Origin of the sequence: Exiguobacterium sp. s131 (genome assembly GCF_018617345.1) — a bacterium.
In the GTDB taxonomy this organism is placed as follows: domain Bacteria; phylum Bacillota; class Bacilli; order Exiguobacteriales; family Exiguobacteriaceae; genus Exiguobacterium; species Exiguobacterium profundum.
Genome location: NZ_JACSJX010000001.1, coordinates 1,931,098 through 1,951,892 on the forward strand (window position 1 = coordinate 1,931,098; position 20,795 = coordinate 1,951,892).

A 20,795-nucleotide genomic window follows, 5' to 3' on the forward strand; every position below is an offset into this window, starting at 1 on the left:
ATACTTTCAAGGAGATGAACTAAACTAATGAAAGAAGAGAATCCTGAACAATTAAATATTCCTATTTGGGCATATGAAGCAATCGAAATAGAAGATGCCAATGTGCAATGGAAAGCTCAAGGTCTACGTGAAACAAGAGAGTTGTCCGACTTACTTTCAAAGTTTGATATTAAAGGAGCAGAACATATAGGTAGTACAGCGGTTCCCGGTCTACCTGCAAAACCAATTATAGATGTGATGATTCGTATCGAATCGTTTGACATGATGAATGCGATTGTTGATACTTTAACCGCATACGGTTGGCACTATATACCACCAGAATTGGATGGAAAGCCCTGGCGCAGATTTTTTGTGAAAGTGAAAAATGATAAACGAGTTGCTCATTTGCATCTCATGAAAGGCACAGAAAAACGGTGGGAAGAACAAATTGAATTTCGAGACAAGTTACGGGAATCTCCTTTACTCGCGAAGGAGTACGGGCTTCTAAAAAAGCAATTAGCAACTGAATTTCGTGAGGACAGAGAAAAATATACTGAAGCTAAAGCTGAATTTATAAATCGGGCATTAAACTCCTGATATAGAGGAAGACCCCATCGCTAATCTACGATGAGGTCTTCCTTATTTTTGGGCTACGAAGAAGATGCGCTCCGCATCCGCTCCTGGTGCACGTTCGGTGAAATCTGATGTGACCGATTTGACGTGGAATCCGGCACCAATCAACCATTGCATATACTGCCCTGGTTCATATGTCCGTTGTTCATGCGTCTCCTCGATCCGTTCATACGTCCCATCTTCAAGCGCGACGAAGAATGTTAAGTCATGAACGACCGACAGCGGGGCTTCTCCCGGGTCGGCAAACCAAATATATGAGCAATCTTCTCCGTTTGACGCATACGTCTTTTGGTTGAAGAGCGTCTGCATCTTGTTCGGAGCATGGACATCAAAGATGAACAAGCCGCCTGGTTTGAGTTGATTGTAGACAGATTCAAACGTATCAATCACGTCCGCCTCGTCTCGCAAATAGCAAAGGGAGTCGCAGAGAATCGTCACCGCATCGACCGGTTCCGGTAACTCCAACTCACGCATATCTTGTTCCCAAAGCGGCAACTCGATTTCGACCTCGAGCGCCTTTTCTTGTGCGACTTCGAGCATTGACTCGGATAAGTCGATCCCCATGACATCGTAATGTTCAGCGAGGCGAATCGTCGCCGACCCGGTCCCGCACCCGACATCCGCGAGTGTCGCGCCATCTTGGACGTGACGACGCACGAAAGCGACCCACTCATCATACGGCGCGTCTTTCATCAACTCGTCGTATACATAGGCGAATCCTTCGTAAGCCATTAGCCGACTTCCACTTCGACGTGTGGCGCGTCAGCCCACAATTTCTCTAGGTTGTAGTAATCACGGTCATCACGATGGAAGATGTGGACGACGACGTTCTCGAGGTCAGCGAGGACCCAACGTGCCGTGTCCATTCCTTCGAACTTGTGGAGTGGTAAGCCGTTTTCGCCAGCAACGTCTTTGATTTCACGTGCGATCGCTTCGACTTGCTTCTCCGAGTTCCCGTGACAGATAACGAAGTAATCCGCGATTGGCGAAATCCCTTCCATGTCGAGTACGACGATTTCCTCGGCACGTTTATCGTCAGCCGCTTTAACAATCAATTCTAATTCTTCTCTTGCAGTCATATTGACCCTCCTAAGGTATATTCACAAAATCGTTATACGTTTCAATCGTCAGTGGAAAAATACGCACCGACTTCTTCAATAAAAATTCAATCGTTTGTTTCAGTGTCGCGACAACCGCCGCTTCGAGCGAACGCTCCACTTCTGCCCGCAACCGGTCGACGCCGGGATAATCCCGATTCGGTTCGATGGCATCAGCCACGAACAGAATTTGGTCGAGCCGAGACATCCCGGGCTCTCCCGTCGTATGATTCCGAATCGCCGAGAGCACCGCGTCATCCAGGTCGTATTGACGGGAAAGTAGAATCGCACCGACCGGCGCATGAAGTAGTTCGTCCCCGTACTCAAGTAGATTCGGGTCTAACCCTTCTTCCACGACGACTCGACGCATTTCTTCGACGTCAAAGTACTTCGCATAATCATGAAGCATCGCAGCAATACGAGCATGTTCGACCTCTTCACCGAATTGAACCGCCATGCGTTCCGCCGTCTCGACGACACCGAGCGTATGGATATAGCGTTTTTCTGGCAGCGTCTGTTTAATCAACTCGTGCGCTTCTTCAAACGTCATACAACTTATGCTCCTTCACATACTCCTCGACTGGCGTCGGGACAAGATATTTGATGGATTTGCCTCGTTTCGCCCGTTCCCGGATGTCCGTCGATGAGATTTCGAGTTGCGGCATGTCAATCGCGCGGACGTCTGCCTTCTCCGGAATCAAATAACGTGTCCCCGGCCGTGCGACCGCACCGAACGTGACAAGACGGATGAGCGTCTCATAGTCATACCAGGATTCGAGCGAAACGAGTGAATCGGCACCAATCAAAAAGTAGAATTCATCATTCGGATACTGTTCGATCAGCCGTTTCATCGTCTCGACCGTATAAGACGGCTCACTCCGTTCAAACTCAATCAAGTTCAACTTGAAGTCGGACTGATTTTGTATGGCGCGTCGCGTCATCTCGATTCGGTGGTCTGCCGAGCTGAACCCGACCTTATGAGGTGGAATCGCAGCCGGCAGGAACCACACCTCATCAAGTTCAAGCTGTTCACGCGCTTGTTCCGCGATTAACAGATGTCCGAGATGCGGCGGGTCGAACGTTCCGCCCATCAAGCCGATCCGGCTCATGGGAGTTTGATTTGGCGATTTTCTTTCTCGGTCGCCTCTTTGTACAAGACGATGACTTTTCCAATCACTTGAACGACTTCAGCCTGTGTGCCTTCAGCTAACTCGCCAGCGACATCTTTCGGCGTGTCCATGCAGTTTTGAAGTACTTGGACCTTAATCAATTCACGTTTTTCGAGTGCGTCCGCGATATCTTTACACATCGCTTCGCTGACTCCATTTTTCCCAACTTGATAGATCGGTGAAAGATGGTGCGCTTCTGCGCGTAAAAAGCGTTTTTGTTTACCTGATAACATAGTATATTATTCCTCCAATAATCCTTCGATTAACTTTTTCCCAACGGTTTCGTCCGGTTTCACGCCCGTCCATTTCTCGAACGAGAGCGCGCCCTGCCCGACGAACATGGCTACACCTGTCACAACTTTGGCTCCGCGACGTTTCGCTTCTTGAAGCATCGGGGTGACAAGTGGACGATATATGATATCACAAACGACCGTGTTTTGTCGTAATCCTTCTAATGAAAGTGGTGTCGATCTCTCGTCCATCCCGACAGAAGTGGTCTGAATGATGACATCATATCGAGAGACGTCCATCTCATCGAACGTCGTGTAGACGACTCCGAACGTGTCGGCGAGCGCTTTTGCCCGTTCCACTGTTCGATTGACAATCGTCACGTCACGCGTCGGGAGAGCTTGGACAATCCCACGAGCCGCTCCTCCGGCACCGACAATCAGGACACGCCCTGTAAAGTCTGTGTATGGCATCAGCGCTTGGACAAGACCTGCCCCGTCCGTATTCGTCCCGATAAGTCGCCCGTCTCGTTTATACACCGTATTGACGGCTCCAGCATGTTTCGCCGCTTCGTCAAGGTCATCGAGATACCGAACGACCACCTCTTTATAGGGAATCGTGACATTGAATCCATCCCAGTCCCCTTCTCGCATTGCCGCAAATAAGGCTGGGAGTTGATCTGGTGTGGCATCGATGGCCTCATAACGCCCGAAAAGCCCAGACGCCCTCAACCACTGCTCGTGCAGTTGGGGAGAGAGCGAATGAGCAATCGGGTGACCGATGACGGCCAGATTCATACGAGCGCCTCGCGAAGTGTGACTGCGACGCCTTTTGGAGCCCATGCTGCGATACGACCACCTTTTCCGTGAATCGCGACCCAACCGAGACCACTGAACACGATATCCGTTTTCACGCCGTCTCGTAAGCTGAACTCATGACGGACGAGTGGCGGTAAGATTTCGAGTGTCTTCTCATTCGGCGGGTTGAGCATCTTCCCAATATGTTGGTCATAGAGCTCATCGGCACGTTCGAGTTTCGTACGGTGTGCTTTCAATTCATTCGACATATAAATGACGAACGATCGCTTATTTCCTTCAAGATAATCTAAACGTGCCAATCCGCCGAAATAGAGCGTCTGTTGCGGATTCAACTGGAACACGTGCGGCTTGATTTCTTTCTTCGGTGTGATCGTCTTCAAATCTTTCGCATCGACATAGTGTGCCATTTGATGACGGTTGATGATTCCTGGTGTGTCGTACAAGTTCGCATCATCGTCGAGCGGAATGTCGATCAAGTCAAGCGTCGTTCCCGGGAAATGACTGACGGTGATGATGGCTTCATCCTCTTCACCGAAACGTTTGATCACCTGGTTGATGAGTGTCGACTTCCCGACATTCGTACAACCGACGACAAAGACGTCTTTGCCTTTTCGGTAGTACTCAATCTTTTCAGCGAGTTCATCGATGCCATGTCCTTTTTTCGCACTGATCAAATGAACGTCGATTGGGTTCAAGCCGAGTTCTTTTGCCTCTGCCTTCATCCAGTTCGCCATCCGGTTCGGGTTGACCGACTTCGGTAACAAGTCGACCTTGTTTCCGACTAACAGTACCGGGTTCGACCCGACTGAGCGTTGAAGACCCGGAAGCCAACTGCCATTGAAGTCGAAAATGTCGACGATTTTGATAACGAGTGCTTCTTTTGAACTGATACCGTTCAAGATGCGCAAGAAGTCATCATCTGATAACTCCACATCTTGAACTTGGTTATAGTGCTTCAATTTGAAGCAACGTTGGCAAATGACAATCTCACGGTCAAGTGCCGATTTCGGTGCATAGCCGACCCCGTTCGGGTCTTCCGTTTGGATGGCTACGCCGCACCCAGCGCAATATCGTTTTGTTTCTTCCATAGTTATACTTACTGCCGTTCAGGTTTCCCCTTCTTCATTCACCGTAGCACCTCGCTGCTACTCCTGAAGCGTTAATTCCGACGCCTTGCTCGCCGTACATGGGCAGCCTCCTTCTTCCTGTGCGTTCGAGGTCTTATTCATCTTTTTTATGTGAATCTTCGGAACGTGGATGCATGGCCTCACCGATTTTTTCAGCGACCGCGACTTTTGCCCGTTGTGCGTCAACGGCAAGTTCTTCCACTTTTTTCGTGATCAATACATACTTCCCACGACGCTTCATATGTGCGAAGACCACTTTTTCAAGCATCCGGTTAAATTTCGTGACGAGTCCGTCCGTTTTGACGACCGGTTGCACATGAATGACATGAATGCCCGCCATGTTTGCCCCGAGAACGTCTGTGAACAGCTGGTCCCCTAAGAAGATGGCTTCCTTCGGCGAGTACCCATATTTCGAGAGTGCCGCTTTAAATCCAGATGGTAATGGTTTTCTAGCACGAGCGACATAATGAAGGCCGAGCGGCTCCGTAAATGTTCGTACACGATTCTCGTTATTATTTGATACGACAATCACATCGAAACCGTATGATTTCACTTTTTCAAGCCACATCAATAAAAGCTCTGGCGCATGTGGGACGTCCCACGCCACGAGTGTATTATCAAGGTCCGTCAAAATGACGCGCACCCCACGGTCTTTCAATTCTTGTAGGTCGATGTCAAACACAGACGCGACGAACTGTTTCGGATAAAGTCGATTAAACACGTAAAATTCCTCCAATTAGCTAAACGATTCAACTACTTATACAAGTATTGATATCCCTTCTATGGTAAACGAAAACCGACCAAACGACTAGTCTATCGTTCGGTCGGAAGAAAATTGACACAAAATTAGTTGGATTTGATTGTCCCGATGACTTCACCGAGTCGAACCGGACCGATCTTTTCACGGTCCATTTGAATCGTATCCTTCTCAAAACAAAGGACGACGGTCGAACCGAACGAGAAGTATCCCACCTCTTCTCCTTTGCCCGCCTGGTCTCCTTCGAGCGTCCACTCAATCGTGTTGACGTTCAAGGCACCGACCATGATATGTTCGTACGTTCCGGCTGGGCTGTCAAAGCGCGTCACGCGACGGTAGTTGCGTGAGAGCGGTCGAACCGTCTCCGTCAATCCGATTTCATTCACCGGTGCCGAACGGTCCCCGAGCTCATAGTGACTGAGCACACGACCAGAGAGCGGTGTGTGGACGCGGTGATAATCGCGCGGACTGAGGTAGAGAACGACGACTGTCCCACCTGCATAACGTCTTGCTTCTTGTTGAGAACCGAGCAACTCCGCAAGCGTATACGACTGATCTTTCACCTCGAAACGACTGTCTTCTGAAATCGATTCGATGACCGATAGCTTGCCATCACACGGTGATACGAGGGTATCGGACGACTCATCAATCGTACGTGCTCCCGGCTTCAAGCGACGGGTAAAGAACGCATGCAATGATGAATAGGCAGCAAGCGGTTGCTCTGCCTCTTCTACCGCAATGTCATATACTTTTGCAAAAGATGGAATCAAGTGACGACTCACATCTGATTCTGCGAAACGCTTGAGGCGTGTGGCGATCCAAGGCGAGGCGTTCAGCTCAAATAACGTTTGGTAGAAACGACGCTTCATTCCTCTTTGGCCTCCTCATTTTTAAAGAACGTCTCGTATTGTTGTTCAGAGACGACTCCTTCAATTCGACCGACCTCTTGTCCATCTTCAAATCGGATGATAGTCGGCGTGCCTTCAATCCCATACGTCGTCCATACGTTATGGTCGGACAAGTTGATCGAGACCGCATCATATTCTTCGATGAGAGGCTCGACATAAGGCTTCACTTGCTCACAGTATTCACAGCCCGTTTGCCAGAAGTAAGCGACGACTTCACCATCTTGGTCTAATTGTTGTTGCAATTCATCTGCTGTGACGGCGTTGACACCATCGTCAGTATTGTTTCCATTTAAAAAGTACAACAAACCGATTCCGATGACGATAATCGCACCGATAATGGCGAACGTGATAAAATTCGCGCGTTTTTCAGGGTTTTTCATATGTGAGATCCTCCTCTATGTTGGATAAAGAAAAAAGACTGACTCATGCACGAGTCAGTTTGATTGTAGACGGCTTACTTCTCTTGTGCAACGTCGCTGATTCCCATGTCTTGATTCAAGACATCGAGAATTGCAACGAAGATTGTGATGGCCACGCCAAATCCTGTCGCGAGCATCGCGTTGAACTCTACACCATCAACGGCAGAAATGATAAATACCGCTGTATTCGAGAGCACAATCGCCCAGATCAATGTCACTAAATAACGCATTGAACGTCCCCTCCATCTCACAGATGATTCGTAAAAATTCATACGACATTAGTATAGCATTGTTCGAATAGAATATGCGACTTCGATTATATATTCTTTCCGTCGAATCGAAAAATGTGATACGGTCGTAGAAACATCATTGTGAAGAAAAGAGGATGACTGATGTCACGTTATTTAATCGCAGTCGATTTAGATGGAACGTTATTAAGAGATGATAAAACAATCAGCGAACGAAACCTCCGCGCTCTTCAAGCGGCGCGTGAAGCTGGTCATGAAGTCATGATCGCCACAGGACGTCCAAAGCGCCATTCGATCATGTACTATGAGCAAATGGGATTGACGACACCACTCGTCAACTTCAACGGGGCGCTCGTACATCACCCAAAAGATGCGAATTACGCGGTGACACACCGCCCAATCCCGCTCAAGACCGCCCATGACATCATTGAAGAAGTGGCGGATACGAAAGCACACAACATCGTCGTCGAAGTGACGGACCACGTGTACTTCCAAAAGGACCCGCAAGAGTTCTATAGTCCGTATGCAGAACGTGCGCTCAGCGTCACATCAGGTAACTTGTTGAAACACTTGCAGGACGAACCGACGTCCCTATTGATTCATGCGACAAAAGATCACGTCGAGCACGTCCGCACCCAACTCGACGACATTCATGCGGAGGCGGTATTGAACCGTCAGTGGCGTATGCCCGAACATATGATTGAAGTCATGAGCAAAAACACATCGAAGGCACTTGGGCTTCAAGAGGTCTCGAAGCACTTGAACATTGACCGGAAGCACATTATCGCCTTCGGTGACGAAGAGAACGACCTCGAGATGCTCGACTATGTCGGTACCGGTGTCGCGATGGGGAACGCCATCGACCAATTGAAGAATGTAGCCAACGAAGTGACGGCTTCAAATATGGATGACGGAATCGCCCTCTTCTTAGAAGAGCGACTTGGCATTAAGGCATAACGAAAGCACCGACTTAGAAAAGTCGGTGCTTTTTGTGATTCATTCATGTTTAGCGACGGAACGTCCCTTCGACGTCCTCTGTCGGCAAGATATTGATCCAAACCGATGGGTCTGCATCTTTACAGATTCGCGTAATCTCACGCACCTCGTGTCGTTGCGCGACCATCATGAGCGTCGCCTTCTCGACTTTCGAGTATGTCCCGATTGCCGGCATGAGCGTGATCCCGCGGAACACGTGTTGATGAAGTTCCTTTGTCACCTCGTCCGGGTGATTCGTCACGATGAAGAGTGTTTGACGCTGTGTATTTGTATAAATCTCATCGATAACTTTTGACGTCACATACAAGAAGACGATCGTGTAGAGCGCTGTCGGCCATCCGAACAAGGCACCTGCTGCGAGGGCGATCATCATGTTCATCAAGAAGAGATAGACCCCAACCGAGTTGTTCGTGAATTTCGCGAGAATCAATGCGACGATGTCAAAGCCACCTGTCGAGGCTCCGTACCGGATCGTGATGCCCGAACCGATTGCCAAAAGCACACCGCCGAATACGGCGTTCAAGAGCGGATCGTCCGAGAGAAGCTGCGATTGCGGAAGCAAACGAATGAACAACGTGACCGAGGCGACACTGACCAGCGTATGGATCATCATGTTCCGCCCGAGCATAAAATAACTGACGACGAGCAGTGGTGCGTTCAGAATAAAGAACCAGAGTCCTTCCCCTAGTTCAAGCGGTGTACCCTCTAACAATTTCGTCAAGATTTGGGCAAGACCCGTAAATCCTGTCGAATAGACGCCAGCTGGAATTAAAAATAATGTCATGGATAAGGCAACGAACAATCCTCCGATGATCGAGACAACCCCGATTCGTGTATGTTCTTTAACGGCTTCCGTCAAGCTTCAACTCCCCTTTCTCAAAATAGCTAAGAATCAAGATAACATAGATTATTCATGCTGCATACAGCAAATATGCAGGAAATCCGATAAGTTTTTCACACAAAAACAAGCCGACCGAGGTCGGCTTGTTCGTATGAAACGATTGGTCACGCTTTCACTGTTTCAATTGTAATCGACTCGTTTGCAGGAACTGTCACTGCATTTCCATATACATGGATGGTCACATCTGTACCACTTGTTTGCTTGATTGTCACTTGTTCACGTGATGATGTGACCGTCAAGTGATGGCCGCGCCAGAGCATGTTGAACGAGTAACCGTTCCAATCTTTCGGAGTCATCGGGCTGAACGAGAGTTTATCCTCTTGAATGCGCATTCCGGCGAATCCATGAACGATGGACATCCACGAACCGACCATCGACGTGATGTGCAATCCGTCTTCCGTGTCATTGTTATAGTTGTCGAGGTCAAGGCGCGCCGAACGTTGGTACAATTCGACCGCTTTGTCTTCATAACCGACTTCTGCCGCAATGATCGAGTAGACACATGGTGACAAGCTCGATTCGTGAACCGTGCGTGGCTCGTAGAAGTCAAAGTTTGCACGTTTCTGTTCGACCGTGAAGCGGTCACCGAACGTATAGAGTCCTTGGAGGACGTCAGCTTGTTTGATAAAGTTCGAGCGAAGGATGCGATCCCATGACCAGTTTTGGTTGAGTGGAAGATGTTTCGGATCGAGGTCTTTCACCAAAATCTGCTCTTTATCCATGAATCCGTCCTGTTGCATGAACACATCTGGAACGAGATCATCTTTTGGATAGTACATCTTCGTTTGGATGTCTGCCCACTTCGCAAGTTCAGCATCCGTGATGCCGAGTGTCGATACGAGCTCTTCGAGACGTGCAGGTTCTGCCTCTTTCAAGTAGTTGTACACTTCTTGCGTATATTCGAGCGTCCATGCGGCGATCAAGTTCGTATACCAGTTGTTGTTGACGTTGTTGTCATATTCGTTCGGACCTGTGACGCCTAGGATCATATACACGTCTTTGTGCGGGACAAAGTTGACGCGGCTAGCCCAGTAACGCGAGATCTCGACCAATACTTCCAATCCGTATTGTCCAAGGTACGACTTGTCGCCTGTGAAGTTCGTGTAGTTGAAGATCGCATGGGCAATCGCACCGTTACGGTGAATCTCTTCATGCGTGATTTCCCACTCGTTGTGACACTCTTCCCCGTTCATTGTGACCATCGGATAAAGCGCACCTTCCATACCGACATTCTTCACAGCATTCTCTTTCGCCTGTGGCAATTGGTTGTGACGGTACTTGAGCAAGTTCCATGAGACTTCTGGTTTGGCTGTCGCCAAATAGAAGTGCAGGCAGTAGGCTTCAGTATCCCAATACGTCGCACCGCCGTACTTCTCACCTGTGAATCCTTTTGGACCGATGTTAAGACGTGAGTCTTCACCTGTATATGTTTGATACATGTTGAAGATGTTGAAACGGATTCCTTGTTGAGCTTCGATGTCTCCATCGATACGAACATCCGCATCTTCCCAGCGTGCGAGCCATGCTTCCGTCTGTTCAGCGAGAAGTGTCTCAAATCCTTTTTCGAACGCCGCTTCGACACGTGTCATCCCAGCTGACTGCAATGCTTCAATCTCGTGGTCGCGGTTCGTGACGACCGACACATATTTGTAGGCTGTCGCTGTCTCACCAGCAGCTGCGTTGACCGTGAATTTATTGGCAACGAACAAATCTGTCGCTTCAAGCACTTCACAACGAGCGCCTTCGACGTCCGCGATCATCGATGCCGTGACATGCCAGTCGAGTTTCTTCGTCTTCGTCGTAACGAAAGCGAAACGCTCTTCCACACCACGGTCGACCGGAAGCCAGAACTTCTCATCGTAGTTCGAGTCTTCGTTGACGACATCACCATCTAAATATGGCGTGAACTCAATTTTTGCTTCGTAGTTGACTGGTGTGACGTTGTAACGAATGGCCAAGATTTCTTTATCTACGATTGAGAAGAAGCGGACGACTTCCACTTTCGTCTCTTCTGTCCCGTTCATCAAGGTGAACGTCCGTGTGAGAACACCACGTTGCATATCGAGCTCACGGGTGAAATCTTTCACTTCCCATTTCGCCAAGTCGACCGGTGTCCCATTGATGACCACGCGGAGACCGATGACGTTTGTCGCATTCAACACTTTGGCAAAGTATTCAGGGTATCCGTTCTTCCACCAACCGACACGTGTTTTATCCGGATAGTAGACGCCCGCCACGTAGAATCCTTGGTGCGTATCATTCGAGTAATCTTCCTCAAAGTTCCCTCGCATCCCCATATGCCCGTTCCCGAGCGATGTGATGGATTCTGCAAGGCGGTTCTCTTTCGGGTGAAGACCTTCCTCTGTTACTTTCCATTCATCGACTGCAAACAATCGTTTCATCTGTCTGCCACTCCTTTTTCTCTACAAGGCTACCTTCGACGGACAACTAGTTCATGCAACCGTTTGTCTATGAAAGCGCTGTATTTAATCTCACCTTTCATTTTACACAACTGAAACGAGAATGCAATCGTTTGCATAAAACTTTTTATTTCTTTTTTTCATCACAATTTACAATTAAAAAAACCGCCTCAAATTGAGACGGTTTCAATCAATTTTTCTGTCCATTTTCCGGATTCTCACCAAATGCCGCATTCGCTTCGTGTCCCTCGAATACCGCACTTCGCCCATCATTGAATCCGGTATCGGGTTCGTCGATGACGAGCGCGTATCCCCCTTGCTTGATTGAAGCATGCGCCCGTTCGATTTCGTCGTCCGCGATCCCTAAATCGGTCAGCGCCTGTTTCGTATCCCGATCCTCGCTTCCCCCTTCGTTGAGGTTGTCTAACCAGGATGTGTCACCTTCTTCTACGTTTAGGTTCGTCTCTCGTTTAAGAACGTGAACGACTTCATCCCGCTCCGTCACGACAAATAGTTCCCCTTCATCATAGCCGCCTTCTTTCAGCTCATTGATTTTAGACAGTAGACTTTCTTTCGTATCGAATGTTCCGACAAATCGTCTTTCACTCATCTCTATCCATCCTTTCGATTTCGATTTCGATTTCTTCGAAAAAGATGTTCCCTACTTCATGAGGCTTCAATCAAAAGGATATGCAAAAGACGACTCCGCTCTGGCGAAATCGTCTGGTCAATCAAGAATTCGATTCTAATGTTTCGGTCGCTTTACTCTTCTTCTGCCCACATGATTGGCGGACGACCAGATAATGTGGCACAATGACACGCTTCCCATAAGGGGGTGCATTATCACTGATTTGTTCGATCAAACAGTTCGTCGCCTCGAAACCGAGACCGAAGATGTTAATTTCGACCGACGTGAGTGGCGGGTTCGAATGTTCCGCGATATACACGTTATTGAAACTGACGACCGCGACGTCCTCTGGGATTTTGAGCCCCATCTCGCTTAATGTGCTGATGACGCCGAGTGCCATCATATCGTCACTGACAACGACGGCTGTCGGTGGTTCCTCATTTTGTAACAGTTCACGCACGGCCTTCGCGCCGCCCTTCGTCATGAATTCAGCCCGGGCGATGTAATCTTCGCATACCGGGATGCCTGCTTCCATGAGGGCCGTCGCGTACCCGTTTCGACGATCTTGTGTGACGGCGAGTTTATCCGATCCCCCGATGAAGGCGATGCGACGATGACCTAAGTTATAAAGATGTTTCGTCACTTCACGACCAGCCAAATAGTTGTCCGTATCGACGTAAGTGATGGAAGAAGCGTCCCCGAACGGCTTCCCGACCACGACGAACGGAAACTTCGTTTGACGTAAGTATTGGACGACTTGGTCGTCTTCACGTGAATAAAGAACGATGACACCGTCGACACGGCGTCCTTGTACCATCTCGATCACACCGGACAAAACTTCTTCTTCTGTCACGCCGGTCGTCATATAAAGCGAGTATCCATTCTGGTGCGCCTTCGTGCTAATTCCTCGTAGCACTTCCGGGAAGAACGGGTTTTGAAGCGTCTTTGTTGCCGCGCTCGGCATAACGAGACCAATCGACTGCGTCGAGCGGTTAGCGAGACTTCTCGCATGAATGTTCGGATGATACCCGAGCTCTTCCATGGAACTTCTGACCCGTTCTTTTGTCTTTTGACTGATTCTTGGGCTGTTGGCGATGACGCGAGAGACTGTCGACGGCGCGACGTTCGCGTGCTTCGCCACATCTTTGATTGTGATTTGCATGGTGTTCCCCCCTGCTTCCGTGAGTTCGATTCGTGCCTTGCGGCGTTTCATGTCTTTATTTGCGGCGCTTCCACATGACCAAACCAGTCAAGAAAATCGGAATCGTAACGACGAGCAAGCCCATCATCCACGGATTGACCGAAGATTCCTCAACGATGTAAGCGTTCGCACTTTCACCAGACAGTTCAATTGTAAACGTTCCGCGCTGATCTGTGACCAGTTGTGAGAATAAGAGACCACGAAGTCTCGTATCTTCCCCGATTTCACTGACATCGATCTCAATCTCCCGATCGTCACGATTCATGTTGATCGCATAGAGCGCGACGTCATCTCCGTCTTTCCGTTCGAAGACGGCCATCCCGTCTTCTGAGGCGATCATGCGCTGCTCTCCTGTCGCAAAGACCGGATATTCTTCCCGCATGCGGTTCATCGTCGCGACGTATTCGTGCAACTCTTCATTTCCCGGGAATTCCGTCATGACACGGTTCGCCGGGTCGGTTCCACCGGTCTGCGCATTTTCTGTTCCTTGGAAGACGATCGGCATACCAGGTGACGCATAAAGCGCGAACAACCCGAGGCGTAATCGTCGTTCCGCTGATTCCACACCGCCGAGTTCCGCCATATGCATGAAGCGTTCGACATCGTGATTATCGAGGAACGTCGCCATCTGGTTCGGGTCGTTGAAGAACGTTTCGGCATAGCTTGCGGCAACGTCAATCTCATCGACGTTCGCTTGCTGTTGCGTCATCGTTTTCGACACCCGGTCATAAAACGTAAAGTTTGTGATGCTGTTGAACCCGAGATCGTCATATTGCGCGACGTATTGCGGGTCTGGGTCGAACACTTCGGCGAGTAAATAGAAGTCTGGGTCGACCGACCGCACACCTTCGACAAAGTCTTTCCAGAACGCTTTATCGACGTGACGAACCGTATCGAGGCGATAGCCGTCGATGTCCGTCTCTTCGATCCAGTACTTCGCCGCGTCAATCAAATACGATTTGACTTCCGGATCCTCTGTTTTGAAGTCAGGTAAGTCGAACAACCAGTGCGTCTCGACCTGCTCCTGGTCTTTCCAGAATACAATCGGTAACTGTTCGTGAAACCATTCCGGCTTTTCTTTAACCCATGGGTGGTTCGGACCGACGTGGTTGACGACAAAGTCGAGAATGACTTTCATGTCTCGCTTGTGCGCTTCCTGAACGAGTTCCTGTAAATCCTCTTTCGTCCCAAACTGTGGGTCGATGTTATAAAAATCTTTAATCCAATACCCGTGATAGCCGTCCGGCATATTTTCAAAAACGGGTGTCAACCAAATCGATGTGAAGCCGAGTGATTCGATATAATCGAGCTTCTCAATGACCCCACGGATATCACCTCCGTGAAACGCTTTCGGATCATCTTTGTCCACCTGTTCATTGTTGTCGGGATTCCCGTCAACAAATCGGTCGACCATAATAAAATACATGCGTTCTTGTTCCCAAGTAGCGGCTTCCTTTGCTCCGACGACGGTCGGAAACAAAAGAAGCGACAGGAGCACGAGCACGACGCCTCGCCTCATATCGCTTCCTCCTTTTACGAGTATTATCCTTTCGTACCACCCGCTGTGAGGCCAGAAACGAAGTAGCGTTGGAACATGAAGAACAAGATGACGATTGGAAGGGCCGAAAGAACCGCACCTGCCGCGAATAACGTGAAGTTATTATCAAACTGTTTCGAAATCATGTTGTAAAGGCCAACTGCCAATGTTTGTTTCTCTGGTGAACGAAGGACGAGCGATGCCAAGATAAAGTCGTTGAATGGTCCCATGAAGTTAAAGAGAGCAATCGTTGCGACAATCGGCTTCGCGAGCGGCAAGATGATTTGCCAGAAGATTCGGAGGTGACCGGCACCATCCATGCGGGCTGCTTCGTCAAGTTCTTTTGGAATCGTGTCGAAGTACCCTTTCGCCAAGTACGTGTTCATCGGAATCGCACCACCCGCATAGAGCAAGATGAGCGCTGTATGTGTGTCAAGAAGGTTTAGCATGTTGAGCAATACATAAATCGCGATGATCGCAACGAACTGTGGCACCATCTGAAGGACGAGGAACAAGACGAGCGAGTTCTTCCGTCCGACGAAGCGGTAACGTGAGAAGACGTATCCGGTAATCGTCACCAAGACGACAGAGAGTGCCATCGTGATGAAAGCGATTTTCAACGTGTTCACATACCATAAACTATAATCCGAAATCGTTAGGTCAAACAAGTTTTTGTAGTGAATAAACGTCGGGTTCGACGGAATAATCGTTGACGTAATCGTACGCCCCGGGTTGAACGATGTACCGACAACCCAAAGCATCGGATAGAGAATGATGATCGACGCAAGCGTCAAGATGACATACGAGATCGCCAAATTGATTCGTTTTTGTTTTTTCATATCAGATCATATCCTCGTCTTTGAAAGATTTTGTCCGACGGAACTGGATCACGGCAAGTGTCATGATGAAGAATGACAAGATGAGTGTGATCGCAGCCGCAAGTCCGTATTGCGGGTTGGCACCGAGAGACAATTTGTAAATCCAAGAAATTAAGATGTCGGTACCGCCGGCCGTTTGTCCAGGTACAGCAGGGCCACCGCCATTAAAGAGATAGATGATGTTGAAGTTGTTGAAGTTGAACGTGAACTGCGTGATCAAAATCGGTGCTGTCGCGAACAAGAGCATCGGCAATGTGATCAAGCGGAACTTGTCGAAGATCGTTGCTCCGTCAATCGTCGCCGCTTCATACAAGTCACCAGGAATCGACTGAAGCACACCCGTCATGAGCGTCATGATGAATGGGAAGCCGAGCCACCATTGAATGAGCACGAGTGCCGTACGTGTCGCCGTCGGATCGGTCATCCAGTTGACCGGGTCAAGACCGAGTGCCGGCAAGATTGTCGTATTGAACACCCCGAACGATTCGTTGAACATCGAGCGGAAGATCAAGATCGTGATGAATGCTGGGACCGCCCATGAAAGAATCAAGATCGAACGGAACAAACGACGGAAGCGAAGTCCTTCTTGGTTCAAGAGTACCGCAAGGAAGATCCCGATTGCGATGACACCTGTCGTTGAAGCGACCGTCCAGACAAGCGTCCAGCCGAGTACGCCGACGAACGTGTCACGGAAAATATCGATTTCAAAAATACGTGTAAAGTTCTCGAATCCGACCCATTCGACGAGTTTCGCTGGTGGTGCGTTGTTGTAGCGATAGTTCGTAAAGGCGATCAAGAACGTAAAAATCAATGGAAGAATAACGGTAAACACTAACAAAATGAGTGATGGGATTAACATTAAGTATGGGAATCCATGGTCACGCAAGTTGCGAAGTTGCATTTGGAACGATGGAAGGTTTAGATGCTGATCACGAGCGCGACCGACACGATAGGCGTCACGAATGTTCCAAACATAGAACGCGATTCCGAAGAAAAGTAAAATTAACGCGACAATCCCCTCGACCATCAAGAAGATGGAGTGGTCGTTACGAGGTCCTGGCACTTCACCAAGCGTGATCAATCCCCAAAGTCCTCCACGGTCACCTGGTCCGGCGCCCGCCCCTTTGAAAAATAGATCATAGTTTACGGCAAAATAAGATACGACGACGATAAAGAACGCTACCGCCTTCGCGTATTGTTTGTTGTATAACTGTCCGAGTCCCGGAATGATGGAAAGTAGTCCCGCGTTCCGAGCATGGTTTGTAGGCTTGTCCGGGCGTTGGTCCGGTGATTTAGGGTTCGCAATTGCAGCCATCCTCAGTTTCTCCTTTCGATTTGAGCAAATCAATCAAGCAAACGTTTGCTCAATGCTAGAAAATGATGGGGAACGCCATGTGACGTACCCCTTCATCTCAATTCCTTATTGGTTGTTCGCTTGGATTTGTTGTTCGATGACTTTCACTGCATCGTCTGCAGATTTTTGTGCATCTTGTTTACCAGTTGCTACAAGCTGAAGTGCTTGTGCCATTGGCTCCCAAACTTGTCCCATTTCAGGAATGTTCGGCATTGGGATTGCGTTTGTTGCTTGGTCGAATACCGCTTTCGCAACTTCGTTCGACGTGATTGTCTCGTTCGACTCGAGTGCTGCTACTGGCGGGATCTCGTTGTATGCTTCAAACATTGCCAATGCGTTTTCTTCATTCGTCAACTCTTGAAGGAACATTTCAGCCCACTCTTGGTTTTCTGTGTAAGCTGAAAGGGCATATGTTTTCACACCCATGAACGTCTTGATTGGCTCACCGTTCGGAAGTGTTGGCATTGGAGCCGCTCCGAGGTTCACGCCTGCATCTGTGTAACCAGCCACAGCCCATGGTCCGTTCATGACTGAATGAGCTTTCTTCTCAGTGAAGAGTTGGTCCATCGCTTGGCCACCAGACTCACCGATCAACCCTTTAGGGAAGAGGCCTTCTTCGTACCATTTACCGATGTATTCGAATCCTTCAACTGCACCTTCGTTGTTCAAACCGATATCCGCTGGGTCGAGTGCGCCACCGTCTTCTTTGAACACGTATCCGCCGAATCCAGCGACAACACCATGTGCGAAGTAGAAGTTATCCCAAAGTGCGAGGAATCCGTACTGCCCGTCAGCTTTCACATCGTTTGATAACTTGTAAAGGTCGTCCATAGATGCTGGAGCTTCAGCCATCAAGTCTTTGTTGTACATGAGAATTGGTGTCTCAACTGATTTTGGATATCCGTAAGCTTGACCATCGTACATGACAGCTGATTTCGCAGCGTCTGTGAACGCGTCAAGCGATCCTTCGTCAGCGATTGGAGCCAAGTGACCTTGGTCTGCGATTGTACCGATCTGGTCGTGTGGTACGAGCACGATGTCTGGACCTTTTCCAGCTGGACCGTCAAGCGCAAGCTTGTCTTTTTGGTCTGTCATCTGTACTTCGACAACTTCAACTTTTACGCCATGCTCTTCTTCGAACGCCTTCGCAACTTCTTTCGTTGTTTCAGACTTTTCGATGTCTTCCCAGACTACGATCTTTTCAGGTTTGTTCTCGCTTGAAGAACCACCTTCGTTAGAAGATCCGTTGTCCGTTCCGCCACCACATGCAGCAAGTGCACCGAATGCGAATACTGCTGTTGAAAGTCCTGCTACCATTTTTTTCATCTTCATGATGAAAAACCTCCCCAAGGAAATAGTATGGTCAGATTTGCGCAATCGCACGACCACGTCAATTTTAAAACTCCGCTACGAAATTGACACGGTAGTGAAAACGTTTGCATCCTCACCTCAATTTTTATTATACAGTTGTGAAAGCGTTTTACAAGTCTTTTTTTACACTTTTTTTACGTCTGTTGACCCATTTATGTAATTTTCAAATGTTTGTTCTTAAATCTTCACTTTTTATGCGTTTCAGCAATTGACAAAATGTAAACGCTTTATTAACCTTTGCTTGAGCAAACGTTTTCGCAACATCTGTTCTCATGGATTCCCGATGTTGTAAAATGATGTCATCCCCTATAAAGAAAGGAATGTTTTCCTTATGATGAAAGAAGCGATTTATCATCGTGCCATGTCCCCGTTCGTCTACAAATATGATCGTGAGACGATCCATATTCGTTTCCATACGAAGCGAGGCGATATCGAATCGGTCGATTTGATTTGGAACGACCCATATGATTGGCACGCTGAAGACCCAGCCATGTGGAACTTCGATCCGGACAAGCCGAGCTACTGGCGTACATACGAGACTCCAATGGAGAAGATCGGATTTGACGACGCCTATGACTATTGGTTCATCGCCATCAAACCGCCGTTCCGACGTCTACGTTACGGTTTCCGTTTGAATGATGGACAAGAGACGGCCGTCTACACTGAAAAAGGATGGTTCGAGGAGAAGCCGCTCGATGATACGGGCTACTACTTCTGTGTCCCATTCATCAACCCGATCGATATCTTCCATGCACCGTCCTGGGTGAAGGATACGGTCTGGTATCAAATCTTCCCGGACCGTTTCGCCAATGGCGATGCTTCACTCAATCCTGAAGAGACGCTCCCATGGAACTCGACAGAGCCGACGACGACAAACTTCTTCGGTGGCGACTTCCAAGGAGTGATCGACCATATCGATCATTTAGTCGAACTTGGGATCACCGGCATCTACTTCTGCCCGATCTTCAAAGCGACGACGAACCATAAGTACGATACGCTCGACTATATGGAAATCGATCCGCAGTTCGGGACGAAAGAGAAATTTAAAGAGATGGTCGACCTCTTGCACGAGAACGGCATCAAAGTCATGCTCGACGCGGTCTTCAACCATGTCGGATATCATCACCCATGGTTCCAAGACGTCGTCGAGAACGGGCCATCTTCTGAGTATCGCGATTGGTTCTATCTTCGCGAGTTCCCGATTGCGACAGAGCCGAAGCCGAACTACGACACCTTCGCATTCGAAAAGAACATGCCGAAGATCAATACAGAGCATCCCGAATTAAAAGCTTACTTATTAGATGTTGCCCGTTACTGGGTCGAAGAATTCGGTATCGACGGGTGGCGTCTTGACGTCGCTAACGAAGTCGACCATGCGTTTTGGCGTGACTTCCGCACGGTGGTCAAAAATGCGAACCCGGAAGCCTACATCCTCGGGGAGATTTGGCACGACGCACAGCCTTGGTTACAAGGTGACCAGTTCGATGCCGTCATGAACTACCCTTTCACGAATGCGAGCTTGAACTACTTCGCCCTCGACCGGACGACCGCTTCGGAGTTCCGTAACGAGCTGACGCGTGTCGAGATGATGAACACGATGAACGTCAACGAAGTCACCTTCAACTTGATCGATTCGCACGATACACCTCGTGCGTTGACACGGGCGAAAGGACATAAAGGCAAGTTCAAACTCTTGATGACGTCGATGCTGACTTATACAGGTAGCCCATGTATTTACTACGGGGACGAAATTGGACTTGAAGGCGAACAAGACCCGGGTTGCCGTCGCTGTATGCCATGGGATGAAGCCGAAGAAGACCGTAACCTCTTCCGCTACATCCAAAAGCTCATCCAGCTTCGTAAGGACCACCCTGTGCTCGCAAATGCCGGCTCGTATCGCTTCAACCTGGTCGACGATGCGAACAATGCGGTCATCATCGAGCGGTGTACGAAAGATGAGACATACTTGGTTTACTTCAACAACTCAGACTCTGCTTCGAAACTGAATCCGCTCGGTTATACAGGAGCAGCCACGGACCTCTTGCATGACCGCGACCTCGACTCACTCGAAATCGAACTGGCGCCATTTAGTGCTGCTATTCTGAAATTGAAATAAATTCGAAAAT

General features: G+C 48.8%; 22 protein-coding genes. 3 read left to right on the forward strand and 19 right to left on the reverse strand.

Features of this window, described 5'->3' with window-relative positions; all coding sequences use genetic code 11:
* Positions 1-27 precede the first annotated feature (27 nt).
* Positions 28-576 (forward strand): GrpB family protein, encoded by a 549-nt coding sequence (locus tag KNO69_RS09995; protein ID WP_214817615.1) that lies wholly within the window; start codon positions 28-30, stop codon positions 574-576.
* 42 nt (positions 577-618) lie between these two features.
* Here the strand turns inward: KNO69_RS09995 and KNO69_RS10000 are convergent, their stop codons facing one another.
* The 11 genes from KNO69_RS10000 to KNO69_RS10050 form a co-directional block, all read right to left on the reverse strand.
* Positions 619-1,344 (reverse strand): class I SAM-dependent DNA methyltransferase, encoded by a 726-nt coding sequence (locus KNO69_RS10000; RefSeq protein WP_078146462.1) that lies wholly within the window; start codon positions 1,342-1,344, stop codon positions 619-621.
* Positions 1,344-1,691 carry a ribosome silencing factor gene (gene rsfS, locus KNO69_RS10005; RefSeq protein WP_015881000.1) on the reverse strand — a complete coding sequence of 116 codons (348 nt, stop codon included), beginning with the start codon at positions 1,689-1,691 and terminating at the stop codon, positions 1,344-1,346. Before rsfS ends, KNO69_RS10000 begins: the two co-directional genes overlap by 1 nt.
* A 10-nt stretch (positions 1,692-1,701) precedes the next feature.
* Positions 1,702-2,259 carry a bis(5'-nucleosyl)-tetraphosphatase (symmetrical) YqeK gene (yqeK, locus tag KNO69_RS10010; RefSeq protein WP_078146461.1) on the reverse strand — a complete coding sequence of 186 codons (558 nt, stop codon included), beginning with the start codon at positions 2,257-2,259 and terminating at the stop codon, positions 1,702-1,704.
* Positions 2,249-2,818 (reverse strand): nicotinate-nucleotide adenylyltransferase, encoded by a 570-nt coding sequence (locus tag KNO69_RS10015; protein WP_078146460.1) that lies wholly within the window; start codon positions 2,816-2,818, stop codon positions 2,249-2,251. The genes yqeK and KNO69_RS10015 overlap by 11 nt, the downstream gene beginning before the upstream one ends.
* Positions 2,815-3,111, reverse strand: a complete 297-nt coding sequence (gene yhbY, locus KNO69_RS10020) for a ribosome assembly RNA-binding protein YhbY (RefSeq protein ID WP_015880997.1) — start codon at positions 3,109-3,111, stop codon at positions 2,815-2,817. The genes KNO69_RS10015 and yhbY overlap by 4 nt, the downstream gene beginning before the upstream one ends.
* A gap of 6 nt (positions 3,112-3,117) precedes the next feature.
* Positions 3,118-3,903 carry a shikimate dehydrogenase gene (gene aroE, locus KNO69_RS10025; RefSeq protein WP_159561904.1) on the reverse strand — a complete coding sequence of 262 codons (786 nt, stop codon included), beginning with the start codon at positions 3,901-3,903 and terminating at the stop codon, positions 3,118-3,120.
* Positions 3,900-5,012: a ribosome biogenesis GTPase YqeH gene (gene yqeH, locus KNO69_RS10030; protein WP_015880995.1), complete on the reverse strand. Its 1,113-nt coding sequence runs from the start codon at positions 5,010-5,012 to the stop codon at positions 3,900-3,902. The genes aroE and yqeH overlap by 4 nt, the downstream gene beginning before the upstream one ends.
* 133 nt (positions 5,013-5,145) lie before the next feature.
* Complete coding sequence (locus tag KNO69_RS10035) at positions 5,146-5,772, reverse strand: YqeG family HAD IIIA-type phosphatase (protein ID WP_015880994.1); 627 nt, start codon at positions 5,770-5,772, stop codon at positions 5,146-5,148.
* A 125-nt stretch (positions 5,773-5,897) separates the two neighbouring features.
* The gene (locus KNO69_RS10040; RefSeq protein WP_214817617.1) at positions 5,898-6,677 is read right to left on the reverse strand and encodes a phosphatidylserine decarboxylase; all 780 of its coding nucleotides are present in this window, start codon (positions 6,675-6,677) and stop codon (positions 5,898-5,900) included.
* Positions 6,674-7,096: a thioredoxin family protein gene (locus KNO69_RS10045; RefSeq protein ID WP_214782266.1), complete on the reverse strand. Its 423-nt coding sequence runs from the start codon at positions 7,094-7,096 to the stop codon at positions 6,674-6,676. The genes KNO69_RS10040 and KNO69_RS10045 overlap by 4 nt, the downstream gene beginning before the upstream one ends.
* A gap of 74 nt (positions 7,097-7,170) precedes the next feature.
* On the reverse strand, positions 7,171-7,365 hold the full coding sequence (locus KNO69_RS10050; protein ID WP_015880991.1) for a YjzD family protein: 195 nt from the start codon (positions 7,363-7,365) through the stop codon (positions 7,171-7,173).
* 162 nt (positions 7,366-7,527) lie between these two features.
* On the opposite strand from KNO69_RS10050, the gene KNO69_RS10055 reads away from it, so the two are divergent.
* Positions 7,528-8,340, forward strand: coding sequence for a Cof-type HAD-IIB family hydrolase (locus KNO69_RS10055; protein ID WP_214685871.1), 813 nt, complete (start codon positions 7,528-7,530; stop codon positions 8,338-8,340).
* Between the two features lie 49 nt (positions 8,341-8,389).
* Here the strand turns inward: KNO69_RS10055 and KNO69_RS10060 are convergent, their stop codons facing one another.
* The 8 genes from KNO69_RS10060 to KNO69_RS10095 all read right to left on the reverse strand — a co-directional run bounded on the left by KNO69_RS10060 (position 8,390) and on the right by KNO69_RS10095 (position 18,630).
* Positions 8,390-9,238, reverse strand: a complete 849-nt coding sequence (locus KNO69_RS10060; RefSeq protein ID WP_031421243.1) for a YitT family protein — start codon at positions 9,236-9,238, stop codon at positions 8,390-8,392.
* Positions 9,239-9,384: 146 nt separating this feature from the next.
* Complete coding sequence (locus KNO69_RS10065) at positions 9,385-11,682, reverse strand: glycoside hydrolase family 65 protein (RefSeq protein ID WP_214817619.1); 2,298 nt, start codon at positions 11,680-11,682, stop codon at positions 9,385-9,387.
* Between the two features lie 208 nt (positions 11,683-11,890).
* Entirely contained in the window at positions 11,891-12,310 is a 420-nt protein-coding gene (locus tag KNO69_RS10070; protein ID WP_214811618.1) for a YflT domain-containing protein, read from the reverse strand.
* Between the two features lie 121 nt (positions 12,311-12,431).
* Entirely contained in the window at positions 12,432-13,490 is a 1,059-nt protein-coding gene (locus KNO69_RS10075) for a LacI family DNA-binding transcriptional regulator (protein WP_015880986.1), read from the reverse strand.
* 55 nt (positions 13,491-13,545) lie between these two features.
* Complete coding sequence (locus KNO69_RS10080; protein ID WP_214689326.1) at positions 13,546-15,048, reverse strand: alpha-amylase family glycosyl hydrolase; 1,503 nt, start codon at positions 15,046-15,048, stop codon at positions 13,546-13,548.
* A 23-nt stretch (positions 15,049-15,071) separates the two neighbouring features.
* Positions 15,072-15,905: a sugar ABC transporter permease gene (locus KNO69_RS10085; protein ID WP_015880984.1), complete on the reverse strand. Its 834-nt coding sequence runs from the start codon at positions 15,903-15,905 to the stop codon at positions 15,072-15,074.
* 1 nt (position 15,906) lies between these two features.
* Positions 15,907-17,259: a sugar ABC transporter permease gene (locus KNO69_RS10090; protein WP_015880983.1), complete on the reverse strand. Its 1,353-nt coding sequence runs from the start codon at positions 17,257-17,259 to the stop codon at positions 15,907-15,909.
* Positions 17,260-17,364: 105 nt separating this feature from the next.
* Positions 17,365-18,630, reverse strand: a complete 1,266-nt coding sequence (locus KNO69_RS10095; protein ID WP_078146451.1) for an extracellular solute-binding protein — start codon at positions 18,628-18,630, stop codon at positions 17,365-17,367.
* A gap of 370 nt (positions 18,631-19,000) precedes the next feature.
* On the opposite strand from KNO69_RS10095, the gene KNO69_RS10100 reads away from it, so the two are divergent.
* Positions 19,001-20,785, forward strand: coding sequence for a glycoside hydrolase family 13 protein (locus KNO69_RS10100; RefSeq protein ID WP_214817621.1), 1,785 nt, complete (start codon positions 19,001-19,003; stop codon positions 20,783-20,785).
* The last annotated feature ends 10 nt before the right edge of the window (positions 20,786-20,795 follow it).

What these genes read in the sequence shown, in the direction of transcription:
- yqeH (WP_015880995.1), bottom strand. Translation starts at nt 5,012, where the DNA reads ATGGAAGAAACAAAACGATATTGCGCTGGGTGCGGCGTAGCCATCCAA.
- KNO69_RS10065 (WP_214817619.1), bottom strand. Translation starts at nt 11,682, where the DNA reads ATGAAACGATTGTTTGCAGTCGATGAATGGAAAGTAACAGAGGAAGGT.
- KNO69_RS10055 (WP_214685871.1), top strand. Translation starts at nt 7,528, where the DNA reads ATGTCACGTTATTTAATCGCAGTCGATTTAGATGGAACGTTATTAAGA.
- rsfS (WP_015881000.1), bottom strand. Translation starts at nt 1,691, where the DNA reads ATGACTGCAAGAGAAGAATTAGAATTGATTGTTAAAGCGGCTGACGAT.
- KNO69_RS10070 (WP_214811618.1), bottom strand. Translation starts at nt 12,310, where the DNA reads ATGAGTGAAAGACGATTTGTCGGAACATTCGATACGAAAGAAAGTCTA.
- KNO69_RS10085 (WP_015880984.1), bottom strand. Translation starts at nt 15,905, where the DNA reads ATGAAAAAACAAAAACGAATCAATTTGGCGATCTCGTATGTCATCTTG.
- KNO69_RS10075 (WP_015880986.1), bottom strand. Translation starts at nt 13,490, where the DNA reads ATGCAAATCACAATCAAAGATGTGGCGAAGCACGCGAACGTCGCGCCG.
- KNO69_RS10040 (WP_214817617.1), bottom strand. Translation starts at nt 6,677, where the DNA reads ATGAAGCGTCGTTTCTACCAAACGTTATTTGAGCTGAACGCCTCGCCT.
- yqeK (WP_078146461.1), bottom strand. Translation starts at nt 2,259, where the DNA reads ATGACGTTTGAAGAAGCGCACGAGTTGATTAAACAGACGCTGCCAGAA.
- KNO69_RS10015 (WP_078146460.1), bottom strand. Translation starts at nt 2,818, where the DNA reads ATGAGCCGGATCGGCTTGATGGGCGGAACGTTCGACCCGCCGCATCTC.
- yhbY (WP_015880997.1), bottom strand. Translation starts at nt 3,111, where the DNA reads ATGTTATCAGGTAAACAAAAACGCTTTTTACGCGCAGAAGCGCACCAT.
- KNO69_RS10045 (WP_214782266.1), bottom strand. Translation starts at nt 7,096, where the DNA reads ATGAAAAACCCTGAAAAACGCGCGAATTTTATCACGTTCGCCATTATC.
- KNO69_RS10050 (WP_015880991.1), bottom strand. Translation starts at nt 7,365, where the DNA reads ATGCGTTATTTAGTGACATTGATCTGGGCGATTGTGCTCTCGAATACA.
- KNO69_RS10000 (WP_078146462.1), bottom strand. Translation starts at nt 1,344, where the DNA reads ATGGCTTACGAAGGATTCGCCTATGTATACGACGAGTTGATGAAAGAC.
- KNO69_RS09995 (WP_214817615.1), top strand. Translation starts at nt 28, where the DNA reads ATGAAAGAAGAGAATCCTGAACAATTAAATATTCCTATTTGGGCATAT.
- KNO69_RS10090 (WP_015880983.1), bottom strand. Translation starts at nt 17,259, where the DNA reads ATGGCTGCAATTGCGAACCCTAAATCACCGGACCAACGCCCGGACAAG.
- KNO69_RS10080 (WP_214689326.1), bottom strand. Translation starts at nt 15,048, where the DNA reads ATGAGGCGAGGCGTCGTGCTCGTGCTCCTGTCGCTTCTTTTGTTTCCG.
- KNO69_RS10100 (WP_214817621.1), top strand. Translation starts at nt 19,001, where the DNA reads ATGATGAAAGAAGCGATTTATCATCGTGCCATGTCCCCGTTCGTCTAC.
- aroE (WP_159561904.1), bottom strand. Translation starts at nt 3,903, where the DNA reads ATGAATCTGGCCGTCATCGGTCACCCGATTGCTCATTCGCTCTCTCCC.
- KNO69_RS10095 (WP_078146451.1), bottom strand. Translation starts at nt 18,630, where the DNA reads ATGAAGATGAAAAAAATGGTAGCAGGACTTTCAACAGCAGTATTCGCA.